General features: G+C 66.8%; 19 protein-coding genes and 5 pseudogenes. 9 read left to right on the top strand and 15 right to left on the bottom strand.

Annotated elements, in window-relative coordinates; genetic code table 11:
* Positions 1-240: 240 nt before the first annotated feature.
* Both bpln_RS18680 and bpln_RS37835 read right to left on the bottom strand, forming a co-directional pair.
* On the bottom strand, positions 241-1,431 hold the full coding sequence (locus tag bpln_RS18680) for a M20 aminoacylase family protein (protein ID WP_055139652.1): 1,191 nt from the start codon (positions 1,429-1,431) through the stop codon (positions 241-243).
* Between the two features lie 341 nt (positions 1,432-1,772).
* Positions 1,773-2,200 (bottom strand): annotated as a pseudogene (locus bpln_RS37835) (integrase core domain-containing protein); the annotation flags it as partial.
* 421 nt (positions 2,201-2,621) lie between these two features.
* Between bpln_RS37835 and bpln_RS34165 the strand changes: the two are divergent.
* Together bpln_RS34165 and bpln_RS37830 are read left to right on the top strand one after the other, a co-directional pair.
* Positions 2,622-3,746, top strand: a pseudogene (locus tag bpln_RS34165) (IS701 family transposase); the annotation flags it as partial.
* A gap of 243 nt (positions 3,747-3,989) precedes the next feature.
* Positions 3,990-4,394 (top strand): GNAT family N-acetyltransferase, encoded by a 405-nt coding sequence (locus tag bpln_RS37830; protein ID WP_338026003.1) that lies wholly within the window; start codon positions 3,990-3,992, stop codon positions 4,392-4,394.
* Positions 4,395-4,460: 66 nt separating this feature from the next.
* On the opposite strand, the pseudogene bpln_RS18675 reads toward bpln_RS37830, so the two are convergent.
* The 3 genes and pseudogenes from bpln_RS18675 to bpln_RS18665 all read right to left on the bottom strand — a co-directional run.
* Positions 4,461-4,787, bottom strand: a pseudogene (locus bpln_RS18675) (IS6 family transposase); the annotation flags it as partial.
* 148 nt (positions 4,788-4,935) lie between these two features.
* Positions 4,936-5,712: an enoyl-CoA hydratase/isomerase family protein gene (locus tag bpln_RS18670; RefSeq protein WP_042626941.1), complete on the bottom strand. Its 777-nt coding sequence runs from the start codon at positions 5,710-5,712 to the stop codon at positions 4,936-4,938.
* Positions 5,713-5,775: 63 nt separating this feature from the next.
* The gene (locus bpln_RS18665; protein WP_042626940.1) at positions 5,776-6,348 is read right to left on the bottom strand and encodes a carboxymuconolactone decarboxylase family protein; all 573 of its coding nucleotides are present in this window, start codon (positions 6,346-6,348) and stop codon (positions 5,776-5,778) included.
* Positions 6,349-6,460: 112 nt separating this feature from the next.
* Here bpln_RS18665 and bpln_RS34155 point away from each other — a divergent pair.
* Positions 6,461-6,828, top strand: a pseudogene (locus bpln_RS34155) (IS6 family transposase); the annotation flags it as partial.
* A gap of 76 nt (positions 6,829-6,904) precedes the next feature.
* Positions 6,905-7,593, top strand: a pseudogene (locus bpln_RS34150) (IS5 family transposase); the annotation flags it as partial.
* Between the two features lie 222 nt (positions 7,594-7,815).
* On the opposite strand, the gene bpln_RS18660 reads toward bpln_RS34150, so the two are convergent.
* Positions 7,816-8,649: an SDR family NAD(P)-dependent oxidoreductase gene (locus tag bpln_RS18660; protein ID WP_055139651.1), complete on the bottom strand. Its 834-nt coding sequence runs from the start codon at positions 8,647-8,649 to the stop codon at positions 7,816-7,818.
* Positions 8,650-9,091: 442 nt separating this feature from the next.
* Here bpln_RS18660 and bpln_RS18655 point away from each other — a divergent pair, with 442 nt between their 5' ends.
* Complete coding sequence (locus tag bpln_RS18655; protein WP_063891295.1) at positions 9,092-10,057, top strand: AraC family transcriptional regulator; 966 nt, start codon at positions 9,092-9,094, stop codon at positions 10,055-10,057.
* A 132-nt stretch (positions 10,058-10,189) separates the two neighbouring features.
* Here the strand turns inward: bpln_RS18655 and bpln_RS18650 are convergent, their stop codons facing one another.
* From bpln_RS18650 to bpln_RS18630, 5 genes are all read right to left on the bottom strand, one after another.
* Positions 10,190-11,476: an MFS transporter gene (locus bpln_RS18650; protein ID WP_055139650.1), complete on the bottom strand. Its 1,287-nt coding sequence runs from the start codon at positions 11,474-11,476 to the stop codon at positions 10,190-10,192.
* Between the two features lie 202 nt (positions 11,477-11,678).
* A complete protein-coding gene (locus tag bpln_RS18645) occupies positions 11,679-12,551 on the bottom strand; it encodes a fumarylacetoacetate hydrolase family protein (protein ID WP_042626937.1) in 873 nt (290 codons plus the stop codon).
* Between the two features lie 52 nt (positions 12,552-12,603).
* Positions 12,604-13,263, bottom strand: coding sequence for a hypothetical protein (locus bpln_RS18640; protein ID WP_055139649.1), 660 nt, complete (start codon positions 13,261-13,263; stop codon positions 12,604-12,606).
* Positions 13,264-13,297: 34 nt separating this feature from the next.
* The gene (locus bpln_RS18635) at positions 13,298-14,185 is read right to left on the bottom strand and encodes a shikimate dehydrogenase family protein (protein ID WP_244132044.1); all 888 of its coding nucleotides are present in this window, start codon (positions 14,183-14,185) and stop codon (positions 13,298-13,300) included.
* Positions 14,182-15,792: an acyl CoA:acetate/3-ketoacid CoA transferase gene (locus bpln_RS18630; protein WP_055139648.1), complete on the bottom strand. Its 1,611-nt coding sequence runs from the start codon at positions 15,790-15,792 to the stop codon at positions 14,182-14,184. The genes bpln_RS18635 and bpln_RS18630 overlap by 4 nt, the downstream gene beginning before the upstream one ends.
* 266 nt (positions 15,793-16,058) lie before the next feature.
* Between bpln_RS18630 and bpln_RS18625 the strand changes: the two genes are divergently transcribed.
* A complete protein-coding gene (locus bpln_RS18625) occupies positions 16,059-16,511 on the top strand; it encodes a MaoC family dehydratase (protein ID WP_042626934.1) in 453 nt (150 codons plus the stop codon).
* A gap of 42 nt (positions 16,512-16,553) precedes the next feature.
* On the opposite strand, the gene bpln_RS18620 is transcribed toward bpln_RS18625, so the two are convergent.
* Entirely contained in the window at positions 16,554-17,375 is an 822-nt protein-coding gene (locus tag bpln_RS18620) for a helix-turn-helix transcriptional regulator (protein WP_082465347.1), read from the bottom strand.
* Positions 17,376-17,411: 36 nt separating this feature from the next.
* Entirely contained in the window at positions 17,412-18,287 is an 876-nt protein-coding gene (locus tag bpln_RS18615; RefSeq protein WP_055139646.1) for an MBL fold metallo-hydrolase, read from the bottom strand.
* Positions 18,288-18,457: 170 nt separating this feature from the next.
* On the opposite strand from bpln_RS18615, the gene bpln_RS18610 reads away from it, so the two are divergent.
* The 3 genes from bpln_RS18610 (at position 18,458) to bpln_RS18600 (ending at position 20,416) form a co-directional block, all read left to right on the top strand.
* Entirely contained in the window at positions 18,458-19,543 is a 1,086-nt protein-coding gene (locus bpln_RS18610) for a LacI family DNA-binding transcriptional regulator (protein ID WP_042626932.1), read from the top strand.
* Positions 19,544-19,655: 112 nt separating this feature from the next.
* On the top strand, positions 19,656-19,982 hold the full coding sequence (locus bpln_RS18605) for a thioredoxin family protein (protein WP_042626931.1): 327 nt from the start codon (positions 19,656-19,658) through the stop codon (positions 19,980-19,982).
* A gap of 14 nt (positions 19,983-19,996) precedes the next feature.
* Positions 19,997-20,416 carry a secondary thiamine-phosphate synthase enzyme YjbQ gene (locus tag bpln_RS18600; protein ID WP_042626930.1) on the top strand — a complete coding sequence of 140 codons (420 nt, stop codon included), beginning with the start codon at positions 19,997-19,999 and terminating at the stop codon, positions 20,414-20,416.
* 59 nt (positions 20,417-20,475) lie between these two features.
* On the opposite strand, the gene bpln_RS18595 is transcribed toward bpln_RS18600, so the two are convergent.
* Together bpln_RS18595 and manD are read right to left on the bottom strand one after the other, a co-directional pair.
* Entirely contained in the window at positions 20,476-21,510 is a 1,035-nt protein-coding gene (locus bpln_RS18595; RefSeq protein ID WP_055139645.1) for a Zn-dependent oxidoreductase, read from the bottom strand.
* A 64-nt stretch (positions 21,511-21,574) separates the two neighbouring features.
* Positions 21,575-22,783 (bottom strand): D-mannonate dehydratase ManD, encoded by a 1,209-nt coding sequence (gene manD, locus bpln_RS18590; RefSeq protein ID WP_042626928.1) that lies wholly within the window; start codon positions 22,781-22,783, stop codon positions 21,575-21,577.
* Between the last annotated feature and the right edge of the window lie 69 nt (positions 22,784-22,852).

Genomic DNA, 22,852 nt, shown 5'->3' with positions numbered 1-22,852 from the left:
AGTTAAAAGACCAAAATAGCCGTCAGTTCACTTCAAAGGACAATCTGTTTGCATTTTGGGACAGGCAGGGGAAGTACCGAAGTACCGAGTGGGTCGCACAAAAACACGCAAGCTCTGTCCCGGCGTTGTTTCGTGGATGCCGTCGACAGAAATTTAGTGAAACCAGGGTATTCTGGCGATGCCGGATCGCGGCCGAAGCGCAAACCCGCTGGGCGAGCGCTTCAGCCGGAATGACGAGTGCTACTGCTGTAACGGAAGAAATTGCTCGACGAGCCGCGTCCAGTAGGCCGCGCCCACGGTGAGATTGTCGTCGTTGAAATCGTAGGATGCGTTGTGCAGAGTGCGCGAGTGTTCGCCGTTACCCAATCGCAGAAAGCAGCCCGGCTTTTCCTGAAGGTAGTAGGCGAAGTCTTCGCTGCCGGCAAACGGGGCGAAGTCGCTAATAACGCGGTGTTCGCCGACCAGTTCGCGTGCAACCGCGAGCGCCAGGTCGGTTTCCTTCCTGCTATTCACAAGCACTGGATAACCTGGGATGTAGTCGATTTCAACGCGCGCGCTGTGGGCATCTGCATGAGCTTGTGCAAGCGTCCGTATGCGTGCCTCTATCAGCTTGCGGGTTTGCGCATCGAAAGAGCGAACGCTGATCTGCAGATGAGCACTACCGGGAATCACATTGGCCACCGCTCCCGCGTTGAACGAACCGACCGTCACCACTGCAGCCTGCATCGGGTCTACGCTGCGCGACACTACGGTCTGCAGCGCCATCACCAGTTGCGAGCCAATCACGATCGGATCGACCGCGAGATGCGGACGCGCAGCGTGGCCACCGTAACCATCGATCACGATGTCCACCGTGTCGCACGCCGCCATGAACGGGCCGCCACAAAACATGAAGTTACCGGCCGGATAACCCGGCTGGTTATGTAGTCCAAAGATCGCCTCGCAGGGAAAACGCTCGAACAGGCCGTCCTCGATCATCCGCTTTGCTCCGCTGTCCGAGAGAATCTCCTCCGCCGGCTGGAAAACGAGATGCACCGTTCCGTCGAAACGACGAGTGCGAGCAAGATGGCGCGCGGCACCGAGCAGTATGGCCGTGTGGCCGTCGTGGCCGCATGCATGCATCTTTCCGGGTTCGGCACTAGCGTAGGGCAGACCGGTTTCCTCGACGATCGGGAGCGCATCCATGTCGGCGCGCAACGCGACGGCACGTGGACTGTTCCCCGCCTTGAGTGTAGCCACCATGCCCGTTCCGCCAATGCCGCGGGTCAGCCTGTAACCCCAGTGCTCCAGACACTCTGCCACGAGCTCCGACGTACCGGTTTCCTCGTATGCCAGTTCCGGATACCGATGCAGGCGGCGGCGAATACTACTCAGTTCGTCATGCAGATCGAGCGTGTCGTCGAGAACACAAAGGGACTGTGTCGATGCCATAAGTGAAATGTGATGTAAGTTATGCGAGGTCCGCGATGACGAAGTGACGTTACCGGTGCAAGCATTACCAGGCATGCCATCTTCACGATGGCGTTCAATCTAAACGCGTCGATGGTCTCGCAATTGACGATCGGAGACATACAGTTGTCCGTACGGGACAGCGGCGACGGAGTGTTGCCCCCTGTACGTGGGAACTTGTTGAGGTACTCGGCGTAAGCCCCCAGGATGCCTCGCACCGGGCCTACGAAAGCAATCCGGCGAGCTTCCGCGTCGCGAAGCGTGCCTATGCAGACGTCAAGACCTGCCGCAGAGTGACCGGTCCGGCAGCGAGTCTCGGTCGAATTATCGGGCTCCAGCCAGGGCCGACGTACCGTGGCCGGAGGTTGGTAGCAATGCGCGCTGTCGAGTCGCCGCTCGTTGTAGAACTACCGGCAGCATTCGATGAGCATCCTGGCCCCGGCGCGACTGCGGAACCATTCGCGGTTTGGCAATCCGTCGCGCAGCCTGCCGTTTAAGGCTTCAATAACCCGCTTTGTCATGGACTGTCAGACGCAATGAAGGTCTGGCCGATTGCGGCGTCTCGCAACCAGCGCACGACCTTGGCGGCGGTGAATTCGGCGCCGTTGTCCGGCCGTATGAATGCGAGAGTTTGTTGTACAACTGCATGATCGACAGCATCAGGATCACATCTGCGATACAGGCGGGCACCGACCTCGATCGCTCGGCACTCATCGATTACGCATAGCATCTTCTATGCGCGGCCATCCACCGGGAGGTTCCCGGCCTCGCGATCGGTGGTGAGCGTGGCGTTTCGTGCAAGCGGCGTCGCCTGGACGACGCGTCGATCCGTGCCTGAAAAGTGGATGTCGCGCAGTTAGAGAGGCGAAGATAATGGTGTCTTCATTATCCCTCTGCCTTGACATGCATCTCAGACTCGAGCGCTGATGTCGCTGTCCTTGACCGTCCAATGACGACCGGGCCAAACGTAGAGCGCGACAGTCCCGCGTAATGCTCGCAGGCAAACGGGCCACGCCCTGCGCTCCCGAAGCAAACGCCAATCTGCTGTCGAGGACCTGCGACGCTAACAGATCCATTTGGTCGACCACGACGCATCGGCCGTGCCGCTTAGTCCTACAGCCGTAGATTTTTCATTAAATTAAAAATAATTAGGATGACGATATAAATGGCCGATGCCTTCAACTGAAAAAGCGTGGGAGCATGAACTAGCGTCTTTGCATCGACGGCTCGGCGACCTGTTCAAGCGTCCGGAGCCACGGCAACGGTCACTCGCGTACCTGAAAGGCTTGATGAGCACGGTCGAACGTAAAAACGGCTGGCAACTCTCCGAATGGATCGGCGAGTCGATACCCGATGGCGTGCAGCACCTGCTAGAGCGGGCGCAGTGGGATGTCCATGCCGCACGCGATTTATTGCGGGAGTATGTGGTTGAGCAGGTGGGTGAACGCGACGCGGTGCTGATCGTGGATGAGACAGGCTTTGTCAAGAAGGGGCAGCACTCGGCCCGTGTTCAACGCCAGTACAGCGGCACCGCTGGTCGTATCGAGAACAGCCGGATTGGCGTGTTCCTCTGCTATGCCGGCCGTGGCGGTAGCGCGTTTATTGATCGCGAGCTGTATGTACCCAAGGCGCGGACCGACGACCGTATGCGCTGCAAGGCAGCGGGCATTCCCGAATCGGTGGAGTTTGCAACGAAGCCGCAACTCGCGCGCAGCATGCTTGAACGGGCGCTGGATGCAGGCGTGCCGTGTGGCTGGGTTACGGGTGATGAAGCTTACGGCGGCGACCGTCATCTCAGGTTGTGGCTCGAATCACGAGGCCAGTCATTCGTGCTGGCCGTCGCGAAGAACGAACCTCTGTGGTGGCAGGATCCCGACTACGTACGTGCCGAGCAGATCGCCAAATCCCTGCCGGCACGGGCGTGGCGACGCCTGTCATCGAGTGCAGGTGCCAAGCGGGAGCGCCTGTATGACTGGGCACTTACACCGCTGTGGCGTTTGCAGATCACCGCCGAAGCGCGTCGCTTCGGACATGATCTGTTGGTACGGCGCAGCCCCGATGAGAAACGCGAACACGCGTATTACGTCGTGTTCGCGCCGCGCAGCAAGGCGACAAGGCAAACCTTGGTCAACGTCGCGGGTCGGCGCTGGGAAATCGAAACGGGCTTCGAGGCAACCCAAGGCGAATGTGGGCTTGACCACTACGAGGTGCGCCGGTGGCATGGCTGGTATCGCCACATCACGCTATCCCTACTGGCGCATGCCGTGCTCGTAGCCCTGAGGGCACATGGCAAAAAAACACCTGAAGGTTCGGTGCCGCTTAGCGTACAAGAGATACGTAGGCTGCTATGCCGGCTGCTATGGCGAGGCACATACTCCGTCGAGTACGTGCTGGCGTGGTCCACATGGCGCCGTAGACACCGGTATCGCGCACAGCAATGCCACTACCGGCGACGGGGTGGCGTACCTCCCTCTTCGTTCTATCTACGGCTGTAGTACTAAGCGACGACGAAGATCTTCTACCTTGGAACTCTGTACGTGATGAAGACCTCAGGAATTCTCATCCGTGAATTGCGATCATCGGATCACGTAACAATCGCGCTCTTGCTGCAGCAACTAGGCTGCCAGACAACCCCGGCCCTAGTCCTCCAGAAGATTGAAGCGATGCTTCCGAGCCCGATGGATAGAATCACTGTCGCATCTGTACGAGAAGAAGTCATCGGTAGTATCAGCCTTCACGTCCTACCGTTGTTCCACGTGGCGGGCAGTCCCGGACGCATAACTAGCATGGTCGTTGACGAGCGATATCGAGGAAACGGAGTTGGTAACGCACTGATTGACGCTGCAGAACACTGGTTTCGGCAGGTCGGATGTGTAAGGTTGGAAGTGACGAGCGGGGACCACCGACAGGCTGCTCACCCTTCTACGAGTGCCATGGTTTCTTGAGAGACGGCCAGCGACTCTCCAAGACGGTCCCTTCATCGAGGGGCGTCATTACCTGACCGCATACTATTGATCTACGGCTCGCCAGAGCCAATGCTTCACGCCGCGAATGGTCACCGCGACCTCGTCGAGGTGCCATTTGTCGCTGCGGCTCGAGGCCGTGGAACGGATGCGCCGGGCGATCGCCAGACCACACTTCGTGGCCCGGCATCGCACCGTCTCATAGGTCAGCTCGATGCCTCGTGCCGCCAGCATTTCCTCGACCCTGCGCAGGCTCAGCGGAAATCGGTAGTACAGCCACACCGTGTAGCTGATCACGTCAGGTGGGAAGCGGTAGCCTTTGAACGAGATCGGCGAATCAACGCACGGCTGGACGGCATCGGTCGATTTCTTCATGCCCTACTATACAAGCCTTCGCGCAACAACCTGACCTGGACCCATTCGGCGGTCAACCGGACGCCGGGTTCGGGGAATCGCAAAGAAGTGGCCGCATTCGCCTGAGCATCCGTCCGCTGGACATCGACAACTTGACAACGCCATGAATTCAGGTGGCGCTCTGTGCTGCTGCGATGCGCGCCACTTCGGCTGCGGTGATGCCTTCGAGCGCGAGGCCGTAGCCGATCCCCTCGTCGATGACGCGACGTAGGCGTTGAGTCAGGCCGATGCGGGTGTATTTGGTGGTGAGCGGCGGTTGCTTCGCGATCGTCGCGGCGATGGCATGCGCGCGATCGAGCAGTTGATCCGCGGGGACAATTTCATTGACGACGCCCAGAGACTTCGCCTCTGCAGCGTCGAGCTTTTGCTGCGTGAGCACGAAGTACCGGCCGCGAATGCTGCCAATCATTTCCGGCCACAGCAGATGCACGCCATCGTTGGGAGCAATACCGAATGCGGCATGCGGCATGTCCTGGAACACGGTCTCGGGCGTCGCCACCACGATGTCGCACAGCAGGACATATTCTGAATGCAGCAGGACCGGGCCGTTGAGCGCTGCAATCATCGGCACTTCGATGTCGAGGATGTTCATCAGGATCTTGCGGCCTTCGCGGAAGATCTTGTCGTAGCCACGCGGCGTGAAGAAATCGAAACCTTCCGGCGAGATCGCGTCCATGAATGCGTCGCCACTCCCCGTCAGGATGACCACGCGGTTATCCGGATCTTCGCCGATCTGATGAAACATATCGGTGAACTGCTCATGCGTGTGGCCGTTGAAGACGAGCTTCGCGCCTTCGGTGTGGAAACGGACCTCGAGCACACCGTTCGGTGTGCGGGTCAGTCGTGCGTTGGGGTAAGCGTTTTTATAGCGGTCGAACGTGGACATGGCGGTTTCTCGGCGAGCTTGTGTAAGGGTTGGGCGGGAGCCGTCAGGGCTCCTCGAGACGGCTTAGGCCGCAGCAGCGACAGCGACCGGTTTGGTCCACTCGTTACCGGCCATGAAGCCGTCGAGTTCGGTGTGGACGATGTGGTTCGTGTAGTTGCTCATCACCTTGGTCGCCACGCCCAGGATCACTTCGAGGACGTTCTGACGGGTATAGCCGGCAGCAAGAAACGCGTCGACTTCGGCATCCGGGACGAAACCCCGCTCACGCACCACAAGCGTCGTAAAGCGATGCAGCGCTTCGAGTTTGGCATCGGGCAGCGGCGTGCCGGCGCGCAGTGCGGCGATCACACCTGCGTCCATCTTGATCATCTTTGCGAGCGCGCTGTGACCGGCCATGCAGTAGTGGCAGTTGTTCTCGAAGTTCGATGTCAGGTAGACCACCTGCTGTTCGTGCGGCGTCAGCGTGCTCTTCGAGAACAGGTCCCACAGCGCCGAGTAACCGGCCAGCAGTGCGGGCGATTCCGCCATATGCGCCTGAAGATTGGGGACGAAGCCGAAGGCGCGCTTCGTGTCTTCGAGGCTGGCTCTCGACGCCGCCGGTGCGTTATCGATCGTGTAGGTTTGGAAGTTGCTCATCGTGCTGCTCCTGTTGGTTGACGGTGAGCAAATGATGAGGGTCAGCGCTTTTTCGAAAAAGGCAGGCGCCGTCGATAACAGTCATTCTTGGGAGGCATAAAGCGCGGGGGTATTGAAGACCCGCTGCTCATTTCACGGCTATCGTTTCCCGGCAGCGATCATCAGCTGCGCGGTGCGCTGGTACCACCGCTTCAACCTCAGCCTGCGCGATATAGAGGAACTGCTGCTCGAGCGCGGCGTGGAGGTGACATACGGATCGGTGCGCAACTGGTGTGACCGATTCGGCGCGCAGTTTGCGCATTGTGCGAAGGCCGTCCGCCCCAGGCCGGGCACGACGTGGCACCTCGATGAGCTGTTCGTGAACTGCGAGGCGAGCCGTATGCGCTGTGGCGCGCGGTGGATGAGCACGGCATGGAGCTCGACGTGCTGTTACAGAAACGTCGCGACAAGGCAGCCGCGAAACGCTTCTTAGAGACGGTTTCAAAAAGAGCCCAAGGGTTGTTAACTTCTTCAGCATCCTGTTAACCTTGGCCGTCGTGACAGACGGGCCAAGGGGATGGGTAAGCCAATCATTGATGACGAACTTTGGGCACTGATCGAACCACTGCTCCCTCCGTCAAAGCGGCGCCGCGTCAAGTATCCCGGTCGCAAGCCAATAGCGGATCGCGCGGCTTCGACGGGCATCCTATTTGTGTTGAAGACGGGCATTCGTTGGCGCGATTTACCGTCCGAAATGGGATGCGGCTCAGGCGTAAGTTGTTGGCGCAGGCTGCGCGATTGGCAGCAAGCCGGCGTGTGGGATCGACTGCACGCCGTGCTGCTGGCGAAACTGCGAGCGGCCGAGAAGATCGACTTCTCCCGCGTGGTCGTCGACTCATCGTCGATTCGTGCGGTTGGGGCGGGCGAAAAACTGGCCCGAACCCCACCGATCGAGCGCGACCCGGTTCCAAGCACTACATCGCAACCGGCGCCAACGGAACGCCGATCGCGGCAATCCTGAGCGGCGCCAATCGCAACGACGTCACCCAACTGGTTCCGCTGATCGAGGCCATCGTGCCGATCGGCGGCGTGCGTGGACGGCCGCTGAGCCGTCCTGGCCGCGTCTACGTCGACCATGGTTACGACCACGATAAATACCGACGCATCCTTCACGAGTGCAACATCCCCACCAGCATCGCGCGGCGCGGTCACCCGCACGGTAGTGGCCTTGGAAAAGTCCGTTGGGTCGTCGAACGTACAATCGCGAACCCGCCTTGGCACCCGACGCAGGCGATACGCGCCGGCACCTCGATCGACGCGGGATCGTCTGGCCACGCGCCCGACATCGATGCGAGTCGACAAGCCTTGCGCAGCCGCCGCGCACGCACCGCGTCGGGCGACACGCGCGACGCGACGCCCCGACGACCATGCCCGTGCATCGGCCCCGAGCCTTGCGCGTCACGACTCGCGGCTCGACCACCCCACGCCTCACGCGTCCAGATCATTGGACAGCGACAGCTCGCGCCATGCCTCCGCCTCGGCGCGCAGGCGCTCGGCCCGGGCCACCATCACGCCGTAGGCCTCCGAGCCGGCGCCGTAGCGCACGGGCGGCTCCGGCGCATGCACCAGCGTCACCACGGCGCGGCCGAGCTTGACCGGATCGCCGGCCTGCTGGTGATTGCCGGCGTCGAGTTCGGCGCGGCTGTCGGCGGCCAGCGTGGCGTAGTCGTCGATTGCCAGATCGCCGTGGCTGACGGAGCTCGCGTCGAGGAAGTCGGTGCGGAACCGGCCCGGCTCGATCAGCATCGTGCGGATGCCGAAGCGCGCCACTTCCTGCCCCAGCGATTCGGACCAGCCTTCGAGCGCGAACTTGCTCGCGCAGTAGATCGACGCGCCCTCGATGCCGATCAGCCCCGCGATCGACGACAGCGTGACGACGTGCCCCGAGCGCTGCGCGCGCATGACCGGCAGCACCGCGCGCGTCACCTCGAACGCGCCGAACACGTTGGTGTCGAACTGGCGCTCGATCGCGGCCGGCGAGATCAGCTCGAACGGCCCGAGCTGGCCGTAGCCGGCGTTGTTGACGAGCACGTCGATACCGCCGAAGCGCTGCCGGGCAAGGTCGACGGCCGCCGCGATCGAGGCCGCGTCGGTCACGTCGAGCCGCGTGGTGGCGAGGCGTTCGCCGAAACCGTCGAGCGCTGCCGCGATCGGCGCCGGATCGCGCGCCGTGGCCAGCACGCGGTCGCCCGCGTCGAGCGCGGCGCGCGCGATTTCCAGACCGAGGCCGCGGTTCGCGCCGGTGATCAGCCAGGTTGCCATGAGGGTTCTCCTTGGGGTGGGTTCGACTGCGGAACCGCGATGGCCGCCGGGCTTTTGTGCAGGCCGCGCTGGCGCATCGCGTCGTTGCATCGACTGTAGAACGCCCGAACGCGCCGGCGGTAGCCCGATCCAGCATGGTTCTTGCCTGATCCGCCGGCGGCGCGCGCGCCACCTTCCCCTCGGGGAAACAGGCAAGACATTCGCGGGATCGGGCAAGAATGCGCCGCCCGGCGAAGCGGGCCGCGCCGTATACTTTCCCGATGAACCGGGCGCGCGTCGGGCGACGGGTCGATGGATCGGCGAGGCAGGCAAGCCGGCCCGTCAGGCAGGCATCGGGCGACAAATCCGGGGCACGAGTCAGGCGGCATACCGGTCAGCAAACCGCACCGCAAACCGGTGCACGCTCGCGGCCCGCGCCGCTCAACCGGAGGCGAAACAAAACATGGACATGCATTCCGCGAAGCCGGAAGACGCCGCCGGCACGGCGGCGGCCCGCACCGGCATCGCCGCGATCGTGGCGCGCCATCTCGGCGGCCGCAACGAAGGCGCCACGCCGATCGCGGGCCTCACGATCCACGGCGTCCATGCGCCCACCGAGCCCGCCTCGTTTCTCTACGAGCCGTCGTTCGCGCTGATCGCGTGCGGCGCGAAGCGCGTGATGCTGGCCGGGCAGACCTACGTCTACGACGCCTCGCGCTTCCTGCTCACGGCCGTCGGGCTGCCCACCGTGGTGCAGGTACTCGACGCGAGCCCGAGCGCGCCGTACTACTCGATCAAGCTCGACATCGACCTGGCGCTGGCCGCCGACCTGATCGCCGAGGTCGACCAGCACGGCCCGCGCACGCCGTCGGCCGCCACCGGCATGGCGCTCGGCCCGGTCACGCCGGCCATCGCGCAGGCCGCGCTGCGCCTCGTGACACTGCTCGACGCGCCCGAGGACATCCCGATCCTCGCCCGCTCGATCGAGCGCGAACTGCTGTACCGCGTCCTGACGAGCCCGGCCGGCGCGCGGCTGCGGCAGGCGGTGCAGCTCGGCACCCAGACCAACCGCGTGGCCGCCGCGATCCGCTGGATTCGCGAGAACTTCTCGCGGCCGTTCAGTATCGGCGAGCTGGTGCGCGCGGCGGGCATGGGGGAATCGACGCTGCACCAGCACTTTCGCGCGCTGACCGCGATGAGCCCGCTGCAGTACCAGAAACATCTGCGGCTGCACGAGGCGCGCCGGCTCATGCTCAACGAGCGGATCGACGCGGCCAGCGCCGCGCATCGCGTCGGCTACGAAAGCCCGACGCAGTTCAGTCGCGAATACAGCCGCCTGTTCGGCCAGCCGCCGAAACGCGACGTGCGCGCGATACGCGAGGCCGAGGCGGGCATGGAGATGGCGGGGCTGGCGGGGCCGGCCGAGTGAACGCGGGGACGTGGGAAGGAGAAATGGGGGCGTGGCGCCATGAGCAGGGACGCCGCCCGGAAGAAGGCCCGCCCGGCGGGTGGCGGCGCCCCGGCCCCGGCATCAGGTGGGGGCGGCGGCGCGGCCGTTCGTTCACTCGCCCGCTCCCGCGTCGATCTCCGCGAGCCGCAGCCCCTTGGTCTCCTGCACGCGCAGCAGGATCAGCATCGCAGCGAACGCGGCCACCACGCTGAACACGGCGATGCCGAGCGCGATCGTCATGTCGAGCGACTTCACCGTCGACAGCACGATGTACGGCGCGAGCCCGCCGCCGACCACGCCGACGTTGTAGAGGAAGCCGACGCCGGAGGCACGCACGTCGCGCGGCAGGTTCTCGGTGAGGATGGTCCCCCAGATGCCCGACGAGCCGACCAGGAAGAACCCGCTCAGGAACGCGAACAGTTCGGCGAGCAGGAACTGGTGGACGCTGTACACGAGCGCGGCCACGCACAGCGAGCCGATGCCGATCATCAGGCCGATGCCGAGCCGCCGCCCGATGCGCTCGGCGATGAAGCCCGACGCGAAGAAGCCGAGCACCTGCCCGATGGCCGAGGTCATGGTCAGCCAGGTAACGAGCCCCGGCGCGAACGACAGCGATTTCAGGTAAGTTGGAAACAAGCCCTGGAACGGCCAGGAGCCGAAGCAGAGCACCAGCATCAGCAGCGCCAGATAGCCGACCCGCCTCGGATACTGGCGGAACAGCACGACCGCGGGATTGTCGCGCAGCGGCACGCGCGCGCGCGCCCGGCCATGGCGGAACGCGTCCGACTCGGGCACGCAGAACAGGATGAACAGGCCGAGCACGATCGAGGGCAACACGCCGACGAAGAACATCGCGCGCCAGCCGAACGCCGGATAGACGAGGTCGTAGGCCACCGCCGCGCCGATCGCGCCGAGCCCCCAGCCGGTGTCGAGGATGCCGATGCCGATCGAACGGTATTTCTCGGGCCACGACTCGGCCACCATCGTCGCGCCGAGCGAGAAGCCCGGCGCCATGCCGAAGCCGAGCAGCAGCCGGAACACGGCCAGCACCGTGAAGTCCCACGACAGCCCGGTCAGCACCGCGCCGCCCGTGAACCAGGCAAGCGTGATGACGAGCGGGATCTTGCGGCCGATCCGGTCGCTGAGGCTGCCGAACAGCAGGCCGCCCAGCCAGCGCACGCCGTAGGTGGCGAACAGCAGCAGCGAGGCCACGTCCAGCCCGACGTGGAACTCGTTCGCGATGTCGCGCAGCACGAACGTGATGGCGAGAAAATCGACCGCGTCCATCACCCACACGCCCCACGCCGCGATCAGCACGCGCCACTGGCGCCAGGTGATGTCGCGATACCAGGCCGTCTTCTTCACCACCGCGTGCTCCGCGGCTTCCGTCGTTCTCATGACGCACTCCTTCGCGGGCCAGGCCCGTCCGTTGCTCCGGCGGCCTGGCGCCGGGTCTCCATGTTTGGTATGACGAAGCCGATTCCGCCAGCGCGGCGCGGCTTCGTCGTGTCGTAGCGGCGCGCCGCGCGAACGCGGCGCCGCGGCCGGTCACGCGGTCTCCCGCCCGATTGCCTGATCGCCTGCTTGCTGCCTGACTGCCCTACTTCACGCCGCGCGCGAACCGCGAATCCTCCCACGCGATCACGGTCTGCTTCTGCACGCCGAGCCCCTCGACGCCGAGTTCCATCACGTCGCCGGGCTTGAGGTATTGCTCGGGCTGCATGCCGAGCCCGACGCCGGGCGGCGTGCCGGTGGTGATCACGTCGCCGGGCTGCAGCAGCACGTGGTGGCTCGCATACGAAACGATCCGCGCCAGGCTGAAGATCATGTCCGAGGTGGACGAATCCTGCAGGCGCCGGCCGTTCAGGTCGAGCCAGAGGCCGAGCCGCTGCGCGTCGCCGGCTTCGTCGGGCGTGACGAGCCACGGGCCGAGCGGGCCGAAGCTCGGAAACATCTTGCCCTTGACCCACTGGCCGCCATGTTCGAGCTGCATCTCGCGCTCGGACACGTCGTTGCAGACGCAGTAGCCGGCCACGTGGTCGAGCGCGCTCGCCTCGTCGACGCAGAGCGCCGGCTTGCCGATCACGAGCGCGATCTCCACCTCCCAGTCGCACTTGCGCGAATCCTTCGGCAGCACCACCGGATCGTAGGGACCGGACAGGCACGACGGCGCCTTGTTGAACAGGATCGGCTCGGCCGGGATCGGCGCGTTGGTCTCGATCGCGTGCTGCACGTAGTTGAGCCCGATCGCGATGAAGTTGCCCGGCTGGGCGATGCACGCGCCGATGCGCGGCGTGCCGTCGACGCGCGGCAGCGTCTCGAGCGCCACGCCGCGCAGGCGCTCGATGCCGCCGTCGGCGAAGAAGGCCGGCGTGAAGTCGTCGCACAGCGACGACAGATCGCGAAGCTGGCCGTCGCGATCGAGCGCGCCGGGACGTTCCTGGCCGATGGGGCCGTATCTGAGCAGTTTCATTCGGTTTCCTCAATGTTGCGGATGCATGGGGTTCGGTGAACGGGCGCCCGGCTCAGGGGGCCGGCAGCCGGCAGATCTCGAGCGAGAAGATCCCGGCGCCGGCGGCCAGGCCCGGCCGCGCCGCGTCATCGATTGCCCGGGTCATCTCGCCGAGCCGGTCGAGCGCCGCCCGCGCGGCCGCCAGCGTCGACGTCTCCACCATCAGCACGCGCGGCGGCACCACGAACGCGCGCTCGCGCGATTCGGCGGTGTCGATGCGGCTCGCCGCGTCGTCGGCCGCGAGCAGATGCATGGCCAGCACGCCGGTGGCGGCCGGCAGCGCGGCGAACGCGGCCTCGACGTCGAGGCCCGCGTCGGCGGGCAGCCGCAGCGTCAGCGCATGGCCGCCGGTGCTGCCGCCCGTGCTGCGCTCCACGCGGCAGATCGAGCGCGCGGTGTTGCGGAACGACTTCACGGTCTCGCGCGTGGCGGGCGTGGGATGGTCGAGCCGTTCGAGGTAGGCGGGGCTCGTCAGCACGCCGAGGTCGTCGGCCTCGTAGACGGTCAGCCAGGCCGGCTCGCCGCCACCGCGGTAGCGCCGGCCGCGCCGGAAACCGGGCAGCGCGAGCCGCTCGGGGATGTGTTCGTTGTCATGCCATTGATAAAAAGCGGTCTCGGCGCTGTCGAGTACGTCGTTCCAGATCAGCACCGCCGCCCGACCGAGCAGCGACATGAGCGTGTCTCCTGATGAGGTGTTGGGGATGGCGTCAGCGCGGCACCGCGAAGAAATCGAGGATCGCGTCGACCTGCCCCGCATGCATGTCGCGGCCCGACACGATGCGCGCGCCGGCCTGCCGCGCGCGCGCCACCAGCGTGGTGGGCGACGCCTCGGGCCGCAGCACCACGTCGCCGACGATCGAGCGCGCCGTGAGCGGGCCGGGCTCGCCCGGCAGCGCGTCGCCGTCGCGCATGCCGACCGTGGAGGCGTTGATCACGATGTCGTAGGCGCCACCGTCGCGCTCGATGCCGGCCCGGCAAGCGGGGAAGTGCTGCGCCAGCTCGCCGGCCAGCCGCGCCGCGCGCGCGCGGTCCGGATCGAGCAGCGCGATCTCGCGCACGCCGTCGGCCGCCAGCTCGGCCGCGATCGCGGCGCCCGCGCCGCCGCAGCCGAACACCAGCGCGCGCAGGCCGGCCAGCGGCGCCACGCGCCGTGCCGCGGCCACGAAGCCGACGCCGTCGAACATCTCGCCGGACCAGCTACCGTCGGGCTCGCGCCGCAGCGCGTTGACGGCGCCGACGATCGCCGCGCGCGGCGACAGCCGCGCGGCAAGCGGCGCCATGCGCGCCTTGTGCGGCGAGGTGACGAGCAGGCCGTCGAGGTTGCCGAGCGCCATCAGGCCGCGCACCGCCTCGTCGAAACGCGCGTCGCCGACCTGCGCCGCGAACAGCAGCGCGTTGCGCCCGGCGCGCGCGAACGCCTCGGTGTAGACGGCGGGCGAACGCACCTGCGCGACCGGATCGCCGACGATCGCATAGAGGCGCGTGGCGCCGTCGATCGCACAACCGATGCGTGTCGCGCCGGCCGCGTTCATCGCGCGGATCGCGTCCACCCCGTTCATCGCGTTCGCCTCGTTCGGCGCCTGCGGGCCGCTCATCGCCGCTGCTCCGCGTGCCAGGCCGCGAGCCGCGCCGAGCGGAAGCGCCGTTCGCGCGCGAGGATCTCGTCGCGCATGCCGATCGGCTCGGGCCGGAAGCAGCGCGCGTCCATCTCCTTCAGATCGGGCGCGACGGCCGGGCGGAACGCCATCTGGCCGAGCACGTCGCGTTCGAGGTCGATGCCGGGCGCGATCTCGGACAGCACGAGCCCCGCGTCGCCGACGCGGAACACCGCGCGCTCGGTCACGAACAGCACCTGGTGGCCGCGCGCGCGCGCGAGCTGCGCGCTGTAGCAGATCTGTTCGAGCGAGCGCACGAACTTGCGGTGCCGGCCCTCGGCGCGGATCACGGCGCGGCCGTTCTCCCAGCCGATGTCGAGGCCGCCCGCCGTCAGGGTGCCGCTGAAGATCACGCATTTCGCGTTCTGGCTGATGTTCATGAAGCCGCCGACGCCGACGATCTTGTCGCCGAAGCGGCTGATGTTGACGTTGCCCCGCGCGTCCACCTCGGCGAACGACAGGAACGCGAGATCAAGCCCGCCGCCGTCGTAGAAATCGAACTGGGCCGGCTGGTCGATCATCGCCGCGAAGTTCTGCGCGCCGCCCGAGTCGCGGCCCGTGATCGGCGCGCCGCCGATCAGCCCCTGCTCGTTGGTCAGCACCACCGCGTCGAGCAGCCCCTCCTCGGCGGCCACCGTCGAGAGCCCGGTGGAAATCCCCGCGCCGAGGTTGCAGACGGCACCGGGATACAGCTCCATCGCCGCGCGCCGCACGATCACCTTGCGCGCGCCGAACGGCAGCGGCGTGATCTGCGAGAGCGGCACGCGCAGCTCGCCGGCATAGCTCGGATCGTAGTCGGTGGCGTAGGTCTGGCGCTGCTCGGGCACCACCACCACGAAGTCCACCAGGATGCCGGGGATCTTCACCTGCTTCGGCGGCAGCGTGTTGCGGCTCGCCATGCGCTTGACCTGCACCACCACGATGCCGCCCGCGCGGCGCGTGGCCTGCGCCATCGCCAGCATCTCGCCGAACACGGCCTCCTGTTCCATCGTGACGTTGCCGTCCTCGTCGGCGGTGGTGCCGCGCAGGAACGCCACGTTCAGCGGCAGCGGCTTGAAACGCAGCCACTCCTCGCCGTCCAGCTCCATCAGCTCGACGAAATCGGCCGGCGTGCGCGGGCTCTGTCGCGCGCCCTGCTGGCGCGGATCGACGAAGGTGCCGAGGCCCGTCTTCGTGATCAGGCCCGGGCGGCCGGCCGCCATGTCGCGCATCAGCTGCGAGAGCACGCCCTGCGGCAGCGTATAGGCCTCGATGCGGTCCTCGGCGGCCAGCGTGACGAGGCCCGGAGAATCCACCAGCGCGCTCGTGATCGCGCGGCGCAGCAGCCCTTCCTGCGCGAGATGCGTGGCGCCGAGCGCGGCCCGGTCGCCCACCCCCACCACGCTGATCGAGGTGATGCCGCGCGGCTGCCGCACCTCGCGATAGCGCTCGCCGAGCGCGGCCAGCAGCGCCTCGGGCACCGAATGGCCGCCGCCCGAACCGCTGATCAACACCGCGTCGCCGTCCTGCACCAATGCCGCGGCCGCGGCCGCCGTGATTGTCTCCATGTCGCCTTCCTGACTGATCGTTGCCTGCGCCGGGGGCGTCGCCCGCCCTGCGTTCCCGTATCTGTGTAACCGGTTTCATTAAAACTCACATCAGCCTGTATTTGACCTAGTATTTTCACGTATACGTTGGTTTTCTTCGGCCCATATCCGCGACCCCGTTTACTTTCTCACGATGTAACCGGTATCATTTTTAGCGAATGACGAGCCGCCGCGAGGGTCGCGCCGGCCGCTCATGGCAGGGACATCACCCGTTCAGGAGACAGACGATGGCAATCAAGGGCGTAGAAATCGGACAGGAATTCCGCTTCGCGAAGACGGTCGGCGAGACCGACGTGACGCTGTTCGCGGGCCTCACCGGCGACTTCAGCGACACCCACATCAACGAGCAGTACATGCAGGAGAAGTCGGCGATCGGCACGCGCATCGCGCACGGCGCGCTGCTGGTCGGCTACATGTCGACGGCCTCGACGATCAGCATCGCGCACATCATCCATCGCACCGACCTGGACGAATTCCCGGTGTCGGCCGGCTACGACCGCATCCGCTTCATCCGGCCGGTGCTGCTCGGCGACACGGTGACGGTGATCTACAAGGTGGCGGAGATCGATGAAGAGAAGCGCCGCAGCACCGCCGACATGGAGGTGATCAACCAGCGCGGCGAGGTGGTGGCCGCGGGGCGGCACCTGATGAAGTGGGCGAAGAAGCTGTCGAACCAGTAAGCGCCGCGTGGTCGGGCGGCAGGGGCCCCGCCGGCCCCCGCCTTACCGGAAGCTGGACGGCTCGGTCCCGTAGCGCTCGACGAATTGCCGGCTGAAGCTCGCGAGCGAGCTGTAGCCGACGCGCGATGCCACGGTCTTGAGCGGCAGGCGGGACGTCATCAGCAAACGCAGCGCCTGAGCGATTCTCGCGTCGGCGATCACGGCCCTGAGCGTGGTTTGCTCCTCGGCCATGTGCCGGCGAAGCGTCGGGCCGCTCAGGCCGGTAAGGGCTTCCAGCTCCGCCGAACTCCAGCCGTGGGCCGGATCCCGCGCGACCGCCCGGCGGATGGTGGTCGCGAGGCTGGGCGCGCGCGGATGCAGGAGCGTGATGTAGCCCGATTCGTGCAGCGAAATCACGATCTCGAGCATCGCGAGCAGCGACAGGGTCCGGCGCCCGTGGCGCATCGCCTCGGCCCAGCGCATCAGCGGCGAGAGCACCGTTTCGAACGGCACGGCGGCGATCTCGTCGGTGCCGGGCGGCGGCGGCGCGGCCAGCAACAGCCGCGCCGCCTCCAGCTGTTCGTCGAGCAGCCCGACGCTCAACGCGACGAACTCGCCCTGGTCGGGGTCGGGGATATATCTGACGTCGATGTTGCGCGCGGTCGGCACCAGCAGGATCTCGCCCGGGCGCACCTCGCGCCAGCGGTCCCGCTCGCGATACCGGAAGCGTCCCAGCAGCGGGAACGACAGCGTGGCGCCGTCGGCATCGTACTGGTTGACCTGATGCGCCTGCACGGAGCGCAGGCAGTCGCACGGCAGCGCATCCGGGGACCGCGCCAGATCGAGCAGGCTGACGAGCAGCGCGCTCGCCGATTCACGTTCCATGTTGCTGCACGGCCTCATTGACGATGCGCCGACCACTCAAACGGCGGGAGACCACAGATCATAGCTGAGCCGATAGGCATTGCCGTCGCGGGCGATCGAGCCGGCCGCCGGGAGATTGAAGTGCATGCCGGTGATCGACAGCCGGTCGGCGACCACGCGGTCGAGCAGCCTGGCGCGCGTGGCCGCGGCCTGCCTCGAGTCGCTGTCGAAGGCGATCGTGACCTCGGGCTGCGCGAGTTGCAGGTGCGGGAAATGCACGATGTCGCCCCAGATCAGCAGCGCGTCGCGTCCTTCGCCGAGCAGGTAGCCGGTGTGCCCGGGCGTGTGGCCGAACAGCGGCACGGCCTGGATGCCGGGCAGGATCGACTCCCGGCTGAACGGGACCAGCCTGTCCTCGTAGGCGCCGAACGCGTTCCGCGCCACCTCGAAGAACGGGCGGAAGCCGTCGGGCGCGTTCGAGTAGACGGTGTCGTCACGCCAGAACGCGAGTTCCCGTTCATGCACGAACAGCTGCTGGACGTTCCTGAAGATCGGCGATCGAAGCGGTGCCGCGAGGCCGCCGATATGGTCCGGGTGCGCATGGGTGAGCAACACCGTGTCGATCCGCAGCGGATCGATGCCGGCGGCGCTGAGCGCCACCTGCAGGCGGCCGCCCCAGCCATGGATGCCGCCCGCGCCGCTGTCCACGAGTATCGTGCGCGCCGCCGTCTCGATGACATAGGCATTGATGTTCAGCCTCGGCAGCGCCGGCGCGCCGTGCTGTTCGAGGATCGCGCCGGCGCTGGCCGCGTCGATGCCGTGGAGCACCTCGAACGACACGTCGAGATGGCCATCGCTCAACATCGTGACGACCATGTCGCCCACCTGCTTTCGATTGATTGCCGGGGCCTGAAACGAAACGGGAAAGCGCATGAAAATCTCACTGACGAGGTTGAGCGGGTTCGCCGCGCACGACGACGAAACGGAGGCGCAAGCTTAACGTTTGCCCCCTTCGCGTTCCGTTCAGTTTGCTTCGTCAATCGCTCAATGCCGGCCAAAGCCTCGCCGGTATAATGTGCCCCTCTCCTCCTCCGGCAATCGACATGGCAAAAGGTGCGCGCAGCAGCAAGCCCGATGCGGCACCGGCCATCGCGAGCGCGCCGCGCGCCGGCGCCGCCACGCTGAAAGACGTCGCCGATTTCGCCTGCGTTTCGAAAGCCACGGTCTCGCGCTTCGTCAACAATCCGCAGATCGTCTCGCCGGCCGTGCGCGAGCGCATCCAGGTGGCCATCGACCACCTCGGCTGGGTGCCGCACGCGGCGGCCCGCGCGCTCGCCACGCAGCGCACCGGCACGATCGGCGCGGTGGTGCCCACGCTCGCCAACGAGCACTTCGCGAGCGCGATCCAGACGCTGCAGGACGAACTGGAGAACGAGGGCTACACGCTGCTGCTGGCCTGCTCCGAGTACGAACTCGACCGCGAATACCGGCAGGTACGCAAGATGCTAGAACGCGGCGTGGACGCCGTGGTGATGGTCGGCGAAGGCCATCATCCCGATCTCTACCCGCTGCTCGAGCAGCGCCGCATCCCGTGCGTGAGCACCTTCACCTACCCGCCGCGGCACGGCACCGTCTGCGTGGGCGTGGACAACTACCGCGCGTTCTACGACTGCACCCACTACCTGCTTGATCTCGGCCACCGGCGCATCGCGATGATCGCGCAGAACGCCGACACCAACGACCGCGCCGCCGCGCGCCGGATGGGCGTGCGCGACGCGCTGGCCGAGCGCGGCATCGCGATCCATCCGGCGCACGAGGTGGAGGGCTACTGGAGCGTGAAGGAAGGGCGGCAGCTGCTGCGCCGGATCCTGGAGGCGCCGGTGGCGCGGCCCACGGCGATCGTCTGCGGCAACGGCTCGTTCGCGATGGGCGCGATGCTGGAGGCGATGGCGATCGGCATCGACGTGCCGGGCGAGCTGAGCCTGATCGGCTTCGACGATTTCGAACTGATGGCCGAGCTGCCGATCCCGATCACGACGGTGCGCGTGCCGAGCGCCGGGATCGGCAAGCAGGCGGCGCGGCTGATCCTGGCGCAGCTCGACGGGCAGGCCGGGGTCGAGAGCGTGGGCTGGGCCGCCGAACTGATGATCCGCGCGTCGTGCGCGCCGCCGCGGGGCGGGTCGAACTGATCATCCCGGGCGCGCCTCGCACCGCCCGCGGCCGTTTCCGCTACAGTGGCAGTCACGGCTCCGCAAACATGGCAGCGCGGGCCGCCCCTTTCCTCCAGCACAGGGAGCGACGATGACTTCCCCGCAAGCCTATTCCGAGGATGCGCCGAGCCGCGCCGAGGTCGACGCGCTCGCCGGCACCACCGTGATCGAGTTCGGCGCCAACTGGTGCGGCATCTGCAAGGGCGCGCAGCCCGCGATCCGCGAGGCGTTCGCGGCCCACCCCGAGGTCCGCCACCTGAAGATCGAGGACGGCCCCGGCCGGCCGCTCGGCCGCTCGTTCCGCGTCAAGCTGTGGCCGACGCTGGTGTTCCTGCGCGACGGCGCCGAAGTGGCGCGCGTGGTGCGGCCCACCGAGTCGGCCCAGATCGAGGCCGACGGCTTCGCCGCGCTGGCCTGAGCCGCACGCCGCTCATGAAACAGGCCATCCAGCACCTTGCCATTGAGACGCGCGGGCGCGGCCTCGTCGAATTCACCACGCGCGTGCGCGCGTTCATCGACCAGCAATCGATGCGCGACGGGCTGCTGACCGTGTTCTGCCGTCACACCTCGGCGTCGCTGCTGATCCAGGAGAACGCCGATCCGTCGGTACAGCGCGATCTCGAACGCTACTTCGAGGAGATCGCGCCCGAGGACGCCGCGCGCTACGAGCACGACGACGAGGGCCTCGACGACATGCCCGCGCATCTGCGCACGGCGCTCACGCAGGTGCAGCTGTCGATTCCGGTCGAGCATGGCCGCATGGTGCTCGGCACCTGGCAGGGCATCTACCTGTTCGAGCATCGCCGCGCCGCGCACCGGCGCGAGGTGGTGGTGCATCTGATCGGGGAGTGAGCGCGGCGTCGGCGCCGCGCGATGTCCCGCCGGACCGCGCGGCGGCGGGACCGCGCCGCTCAGCCTTGCGGCGCGAAGTCGAGCAGCACCTTGCAGGTGTCCTTCGGGCTGTGCTCGGCCAGCTCGAACGCGCTGCCGACATCGCGGAAATCCACCTTGTGCGTGACGATCGACTCCGGCGTCACGAGCCCGCGCTCGAGCCAGTCGATCACGGTCGGGAACATCGCGCAGTTCAGGCGTGAAGCGGCCAGCGTCAGTTCCTTCTTGGTCAGCTCCTGCTGCGCGATCGCCGACGGCGTGGACGAGAAGCCGAGCAGCCCGATGCGGCCGGCCGGCGCCGCGAGCCGCACCGCTTCCTCGAGGATCGCCGGATGGCCGACCGCGTCGAAGATCAGCGTCGGCCCGCCGTCCACGCCGCGCTTCTGCAGTGCCGTGCCGATCTCCTCCTCGCCCGTGTTGATGGTCTCGTCGTCGGCCGCGCCGCAGCGGCGCGCCAGCGCGAGCCGCTCGTCGAGGCGGTCGGTGATGAACGCGCGCACGCCATACACGCGCTTGAGCACCTGCAGGATCGTCAGGCCCACGGTGCCGGCGCCGTAGATCAGCGCGACGTCGTCGGGCAGCACGCCGGTGCGCGCGGTCACGTTGGCGGCCACCGCGAACGGCTCGACAATCGCCGCGCAGCTGTCGGCGATGCCTTCGGGAATCCGGTAGGCGTTGGCGGCCGGCGCGCAGACGTATTCGCTGAAGCCGCCGTCGCGATGCACGCCGAGCACCACCAGCTTGCGGCAGACGTTGCGCCGGCCGATCCGGCAGGCCTGGCACCGGCCGCAGCTGATCACCGGATCGACGGCTACCAGCTCGCCCAGGCGCGCGGCGTCCACGCCCTCGCCGAGCGCCTCGACGCGGCCCACGAACTCGTGGCCGATGATGCGTGGATACGAAACGAACGGGTTGTGCCCGCGATAGATGTGCAGGTCCGAGCCGCAGATGCCCGCGTAACGCACGCGCACGCGCACCTCGCCCGCGGCGGGCTGGGGCAGCGGCATCTCGCGCACGCTCAGGCTGTTCGGACGATCGACGACGACGCTCAGCATGTCAGGTTCCTGATGTCTTGAAAGGGGTTGGAATGCGACGCGCGCGGCGTCGCGACGGGCGCGCTCACCAGTTCCACATCGAGCCGTCGCGCAGCCGTGCGACCGGCAGATAGGCGCGCTCGTAGGGATACTTCGCCGCGAGCGCCTCGTCGATCTCCACGCCGAGCCCCGGCGCGTCGTCCATCACGAGGAAACCCTTGTCGAAGCGGTAGCCGTGCGGGAACACCTCGTTGGTCAGCGCGTTGTGCGGCATCAGCTCCTGGATGCCGAAGTTCGGCGCCCACAGCCCGAAGTTCACGGCCGCCGCCATGCAGACCGGCGACAGGTCGGTGGCACCGTGGAAGCCGGTGCGCACCTGGTACATCGCGGCGTAGTCGGCGATGCGCCGCGCGTGCGTGATGCCGCCCGCATGCACGATGGTGGAGCGGATGTAGTCGATCAGCTGCTCGCGGATCAGGTCCTTGCAATCCCAGATCGAATTGAATACCTCGCCCACCGCCAGCGGCGTGGTGGTGTGGCTGCGGATCAGCCGGAAGCTCTCCTGGTTCTCGGCGGGCGTCGCGTCCTCCAGCCAGAACAGCCGGTATGGCTCGAGATCGCGGCCGAGGCGCCCCGCCTCGATCGGCGTGAGGCGGTGGTGCGCGTCGTGCAGCAGATGCGGCTCGAAGCCCACCGCCTCGCGCACCTTGCGGAACAGCTCGGGCGTGTGGCGCAGATAGAGCGCGGTGTCCCACGGCTCCTCGGGCGGCAGGCCCTTCTGCGCCGGCTCGTATTCGCCGGCCACCTTGCCGACGCCATAGACCTTGTCGAGCCCCGGCACGCCCGACTGCACGCGGATCGCCAGATAGCCTTCCTCGATATGGCGGCGCACCGCGTCCACCGCTTCCTCGTGGTCGCGCCCGTTGGCGTGGCCGTACACCATCAGGCCGTCGCGGCTCTTGCCGCCGAGCAGCCGGTACACGGGCATGCCGGCCAGCTTGCCGAGGATGTCCCACAGCGCCATGTCGATCGCCGCGATCGCCGTCATCGTCACCGGGCCGCGCCGCCAGTAGGCGCCGCGATAGAGGTATTGCCAGATGTCCTCGATGTTGCGCGGATCGCGCCCGACGAGGCACGGGAACACGTGCTCCTCCAGGTACGCGCGCACGGCGAGCTCGCGCCCGTTCAGCGTGGCGTCGCCGAGGCCATGGACGCCCTCGTCCGTGACGATCTTCACCGTCACGAAGTTGCGGCCCGGACAGGTCACGATGGTCTGCAACCGTTCGATCTTCAAGGTGTTCTCCCGGTGGGTTCGGCCCGGGCGGTACGGCCGCCGGCGGGCGCTTCGGTGCGTGATGCGGTT

The sequence above is a fragment of the Burkholderia plantarii genome, assembly GCF_001411805.1.
Lineage (GTDB): Bacteria > Pseudomonadota > Gammaproteobacteria > Burkholderiales > Burkholderiaceae > Burkholderia > Burkholderia plantarii.
The sequence above is the reverse complement of the archived record's forward strand: the minus strand, read 5'-3'. Positions and strand labels throughout refer to the sequence as shown.